Genomic DNA, 5,160 nt, shown 5'->3' on the forward strand with positions numbered 1-5,160 from the left:
GCTGAGGGGTGCGGGGTGCGGGACTGAGGGGTGCGCCGCCGCCGTCGGGGTTCGGTCGTGTGGGCGGCCGCGGGTTCGTCGGGGCTGGTCGCGCGGTTCCCCGCACCCCTTGCGGGGAGTGGGCTCACGGGTGTGAGTAGGTGCGGTACAGGAAGTGCCGCTGAGATTGGTCACGGCCCTCTCCGGTCAGTCGTCGCCCTCATCCGGAGCGCCGGCGAAGACCGGGTAAAGGGCCCCGGTCCGCCGCCGCAGCAGCCGATAGGCCGTGGTGGCGGCGCCGAGTGAGGGGTCAGCGGGTGGCTTTGACGGCCTCGATGATCAGGTCGGCCACGGCGCCGGGCTGCGAGATGGCCACCGCGTGGGACGCCTCGACGCGTACGACGTGCGATCCTGCGCGCTCGGCCATGAACTCCTGGGCCTGGGCGGGGATGGCGTTGTCCTGGGTTGCGACCACTGCCCACGAGGGCAGGGTGCGCCAGGCTGGGGCGCCGGACAGTTCGGCCGTCAGGGCCTGCACGCGTACCGAGCGCTGGGTGACCGCGAGGACGTCGGTGGTCTCGGCGGGCAGGTCGCCGGCGATGACGTCCTGGTAGTGCTCGGGCAGGATGCGCAGCTCCGGCTCGCCCTCGTGCTCGATGGCGACGGTGGTGTCCGGCCCCATCTTGGCGCCGGGGAAGCGGGAGGCGTTCCGCAGGGCACTCTCGCCCTCGTCGGGCTGGAAGGCGGCCACGTAGACCAGGCCTCGACGTTCGACGCCTCGTGGGCCGCGCGGGTGATGATCGCGCCCGCGTAGGAGTGGCCGACCAGGACGACAGGGCCGTCCACGGCCTTGGTGACGGTGGCGACATACTGCGCGTCGGACTCCAGCCCGCGCAGCGGGTTCGCCGCGGCGACAGTGGTGTAGCCCTGCGCCTGGAGCCTGGCGATGACCATACCTGGGGTGCCGCAACGTGACGGGGGCGACAGTCGAGAACGACTGGTCTTTCTTTAGGATGGGTGTATGACGACAGTCTCGGAGCTGCACCCCAAGGACCGGTTGCTGCGCACCGCGTCCCGCCTCTTCTACGCGGAGGGCATCCAGGCCGTGGGTATCGACCGCCTGGTCACCGAGGCCAAGGTCACGCGTGCCACCTTCTACCGGCACTACCCCAGCAAGGACGACCTCGTCTCGGCCTACCTCACGGCCACCGCAGAACAGATCCGGGACGCGGTCGGACGGGCGCGACAGGGCAGGACGCCGCGCGAGGCACTCCGCGCGGTCATGGCCGTACTCGGCGACGCGACCCTCGAAGACGGCTTCCGCGGCTGCCAGTTCCTCAATGCCGCCGCCGAATACCCCGACCGCACCCACCCGGTGCGCGCGGTCATCGACGACCAGCGCACCTGGCTGTTCGGCGTGCTGCGCGACCTCTCGGCCGCCATGGGCCACCCCGACCCCGACCACGCCGCACGCGTCCTCGTCCTGCTCCACGACGGCGCGTTCCAGGCCGCCGAACTCGACAACGCCAAGGCTGTCCGCGAAACACTGCGCCGCGCCGTCGACGAGGTGTTTCCCGCTCAGGACGGCTGACGGCGGTCCGCCGCTGCGGGTGATCCCCGCTCATCGGGCCTGCCATCCCGCTGAACGTGACCCGCGCCGCTCAGTCTTCGATGGCACGCGCTCAAGGTTCGGCGTCACGGGACACTCCGGCTGGGATCGGGCCCTCACCGGCGGCGTCCGCAGCCGCTCCAGCTCCGGGACCCGCCTGTCCTCGGGGACGACCAGCAGCGTCTTCAGCGCCGGCGCCGGCTGCGGGTCCACGCGGTGGGCGGCCCGCGCCACCGACTGGTACAGGCGCCGCTCAGCCGCCGTACGGGCCACCCGGCAGCAGCACCCGGTGCCGACGCAGCCACGTCACCGCGTGGTCGAACAGCGCCACCGGTCCTCGGCGTTCGTCCACGCCCGCCCGTACAGGAAGCTGCGGAACTCCCGCCCCCCACGTCCGGTCGCCGAAGTCCCGGTACTGGAACCGCTCCTGGATCTCCCGCGTGCTCGTACGGCATCCTGCTGCGTTCCGCGTACCGCTCCTCACACCCGGCTCACTCCTCCGCCAGGGTCAGTTCCGCCCAGATCGTCTTGCCGTTCTCCGTGTGGCGGCTGCCCCAGCGGTGGGTGAGCTGGGCCACCAGGAGCAGGCCGCGGCCGCCCTCGTCGAACGTCTTCGCCCGTCGCAGGTGCGGAGCCGTACCGCTGCAGTCCGACACCTCGCAGATCAGCGTGGTGTCGTCGTGGATCAGCCGCAGCTGGATCGGTGGCGCGCCGTGCCGGATCGCGTTGGTGACCAGCTCGCTCACCACGAGCTCCACGGTGAACGCCATCTCGGTCAGTCCCCAGGCCGCCAGCTTGTCCAGGACGTACTGGCGGGTGCGGGAGACGACCGCGGGGTTGGCCGGCAGCGCCCAGGACGCCACCTGCGACGACTTGAGCCCACGGGTCCGGGCCAGCAGCAGCGCCACGTCGTCGGCCGCCCCGGACTGCGGCAGCATGGACCCGATGACGCCCTGGCAGGCATCGTCCAGCGAGCCCCTCTGGCGGGACAGAGCCTGGACCAGAAGGTCGTGCCCGGCGTCGATGTCCCGGTCGCGGCTCTCGATCAGCCCGTCCGTGTACAGGGCGAGCAGCGTGCCCTCGGGGAGTTCCAGCTCGGCCGACTCGAAGGGCAGCCCGCCGAGGCCCAGTGGCGGACCCGCCGGTACGTGCACGTCGAGCGGTCTGCCGTCCGGAGCGAGCACGACCGGTGGCGGATGCCCGGCCCGCGCGAAACTGCACCGGCGCGTGATCGGGTCGTACACCGCGTACAGACAGGTGGCCCCCAACTCACCGGTGACGCCCTCGGCACCGGCCTCCTTGGACAGCCGTACGACCAGGTCGTCGACGTGGGTGAGCAGTTCGTCCGGTGGCAGGTCGACGTCCGCGAGCGTGCGCACCGCCGTACGCAGCCGTCCCATGGTCGCCGCCGCCTGGACGCCGTGGCCGACGACATCACCGACGACCATCGCGACCCGCATACCGGACAGCGGGATCACGTCGAACCAGTCGCCGCCCACCCCGGCCCTCGCCGCCGGCAGATACCGCGACGCGGCCTCCAGCGCGGGCATGCGGGGGAGCGTCTGGGGGAGCAGGCTGCGCTGGAGGGCCAGCGTCGTCTCGCGCTCGCGGGAGAAGCGGCGGGCGTTGTCGATGCAGACGGCGGCCCGGGCCGTGACCTCCTCGGCCAGCAGCTCGTCGTCGGGCGTGAACGGGTCCTTGCTCTCGAAGCGGGTGAGGACCGCGACACCGAGGGTCGTACCGCGGGCCCGGATCGGCACGGACATGGTGGCGTGGATCCCGTACTCCTTGACGCGGGCACTGCGCACCGGGTCCCAGTCGAGCCACGCAGCGAGGGTGGTCGCGGGGTCCGTCGCCACGATCGTCCGCCCGGCCACCAGGGAGGTGGCCTGGGGGGAGGTCGCGGGGTAGACGTCCAGATCGCCCAGTCCGACCACGGCCTCGGGGCACCCCGGGTTCACCGACCGGTGGGCGGCGCGGCGCAGCGTGAACGGCGCGGACAGGGGGCCCACGGCCGGTTCCTCCCCGTGGTCCAGGGACTCCATGAGGTCGACGCTGACGAAGTCGGCGAGCACGGGCACGCACACGTCGGCCAGCTCCTGGGCCGTGCGTGTCACATCGAGGGTGGTGCCGATGCGGATGCTGGCCTCGTTCACCAACTGCAGCCGCTGCCTTGCCCGGTACTGCTCGGTGATGTCGTGGCCGGTCACACAGATGCCGATGGGCTGCCCGTCGGCGTCGGCCAGCGGGGCGATCCGCGCGGACCACGCGTGCGCGCTGTCCTCGTCCGCGGCCTGCAGAAAGGTCTGCACGTCCTTGCGCCGGCCGCTGGTGAGCACCTCGCGCAGGTGCTCCTCCAGCTTCTCGCCCTGCCGTCCGCCCACGATCTCCGACATGTGCAGTCCCCGGAGGTTCTCCTCCGGTATCCCGACGGCGTCCGCCATCACGTCGTTGATGCCGCGCAGCCGCAGCCGCTCGTCGAACACCGCCGCCGCACACGGAGACTGGGCCATGACCGCCGCCGACAGCGGCTCGTCGCGACTGAGCGGGCCGGGGTCCTCCAGCGGACAGAGAATCAGCCAACCGCCGCTGTCGGCCCCCTCCTTGTCGTCCTCGCCCTCCTTCGGCCGGCGCAGATGAGCCAGCAGCCACACCGAGACCGTACGGCCGTCCCGGTGACGCAGCGGAACGGTGCCACTCCCTATGACGCTGCCGGGCGGAGGCAGCCGGAAGGCACCGCCCGGGGCGACCAGACGCGTGGCGGGCCGGCCCAGGACGTCAGCCGGCGACCAGCCCAGCAGCCGGCGCGCCCCTTCGTTCCACTCGACCACCGAACCCTCGGCGTTCACGACCGCGCGCGCCGTGACGCTGCCGTCGAAGGTATACACCGGAGCGTCACCTTCCGTGACTTTGTGGCTCCTCATCGTGGACAGTTCCATTCCGCCGGACCGAACGCGCATACGGGCGAAAACGAGCCTAGTGCGTCGTGCTGCCCCGCACGGGGTTGTCGGGGGGAGTGGAGCGCATTGGCCCGTGGCGGCTGTGTCGCGTTGGACGGAAGTGGCGCTACGGGCCCTTGACGCGTCTGTGTGTCACAGCGTCAGAATCTGTTTGCTCGCGGGCAGTTGTGGTCGCTTGTGGGTTCTTGCGTTGCTGGTGCACCACGGCTCCACTCATCCGCGTTCCCCCCCCCACGTCCGATGAAGGGATGACCATGACGGTCACGCGCAGGTCGTTACTGATCGCGGGTTCCGCCGTGCCGATGGCAGGTGCGCCGGCGGGCACAGCGGCCGCTGCCGAGCCCCTGGCCCGGCCCGGCCGCCCCACGGCGGGGCGCACGATCGACCTTCGCGACGGCTGGCGCTTCGCACTGGTCAACCCCGGCGGTATCACCGACCCGACGGGCGAGTACGCCGACGCCGCGAACCCCGCCTACGACGACTCGGGCTGGCGCCAGGTGGCCGTGCCCCACGACTGGAGCATCGAGCAGACCCCGACCACCCGGTACGGCACCACCAGCGGGACCGGCTTCCTCCCCGGCGGCCTCGGCTGGTACCGCGTCTCCTTCACCC

At 71.8% G+C, this 5,160-nt stretch carries 4 protein-coding genes and 2 pseudogenes; 2 read left to right on the forward strand and 4 right to left on the reverse strand.

Going from position 1 to position 5,160, the window contains the following annotated elements; translation table 11 throughout:
- Positions 1 to 289: 289 nt before the first annotated feature.
- Positions 290 to 661, reverse strand: a complete 372-nt coding sequence (locus FNH04_RS40855; protein ID WP_407704179.1) for an alpha/beta fold hydrolase — start codon at positions 659 to 661, stop codon at positions 290 to 292.
- A gap of 32 nt (positions 662 to 693) precedes the next feature.
- Positions 694 to 933 (reverse strand): annotated as a pseudogene (locus FNH04_RS49560) (hypothetical protein); the annotation flags it as partial.
- Between the two features lie 67 nt (positions 934 to 1,000).
- Between FNH04_RS49560 and FNH04_RS40860 the strand changes: the two are divergent.
- Complete coding sequence (locus FNH04_RS40860; RefSeq protein WP_152791246.1) at positions 1,001 to 1,570, forward strand: TetR/AcrR family transcriptional regulator; 570 nt, start codon at positions 1,001 to 1,003, stop codon at positions 1,568 to 1,570.
- A gap of 271 nt (positions 1,571 to 1,841) precedes the next feature.
- Here FNH04_RS40860 and FNH04_RS40865 read toward each other — a convergent pair whose 3' ends face one another.
- Both FNH04_RS40865 and FNH04_RS40870 read right to left on the reverse strand, forming a co-directional pair.
- Positions 1,842 to 2,072 (reverse strand): DUF4158 domain-containing protein, encoded by a 231-nt coding sequence (locus FNH04_RS40865; protein ID WP_152791247.1) that lies wholly within the window; start codon positions 2,070 to 2,072, stop codon positions 1,842 to 1,844.
- 7 nt (positions 2,073 to 2,079) lie between these two features.
- Complete coding sequence (locus tag FNH04_RS40870; RefSeq protein ID WP_152791248.1) at positions 2,080 to 4,512, reverse strand: SpoIIE family protein phosphatase; 2,433 nt, start codon at positions 4,510 to 4,512, stop codon at positions 2,080 to 2,082.
- 290 nt (positions 4,513 to 4,802) lie between these two features.
- Here FNH04_RS40870 and FNH04_RS40875 point away from each other — a divergent pair.
- Positions 4,803 to 5,160 (forward strand): annotated as a pseudogene (locus FNH04_RS40875) (glycoside hydrolase family 2 TIM barrel-domain containing protein); the annotation flags it as partial.

This window comes from Streptomyces phyllanthi (genome assembly GCF_009377205.1).
Lineage (GTDB): Bacteria > Actinomycetota > Actinomycetes > Streptomycetales > Streptomycetaceae > Streptomyces > Streptomyces phyllanthi.

What these genes read in the sequence shown, in the direction of transcription:
- FNH04_RS40855 (WP_407704179.1), bottom strand. Translation starts at nt 661, where the DNA reads ATGGGGCCGGACACCACCGTCGCCATCGAGCACGAGGGCGAGCCGGAG.
- FNH04_RS40860 (WP_152791246.1), top strand. Translation starts at nt 1,001, where the DNA reads ATGACGACAGTCTCGGAGCTGCACCCCAAGGACCGGTTGCTGCGCACC.
- FNH04_RS40870 (WP_152791248.1), bottom strand. Translation starts at nt 4,512, where the DNA reads ATGAGGAGCCACAAAGTCACGGAAGGTGACGCTCCGGTGTATACCTTC.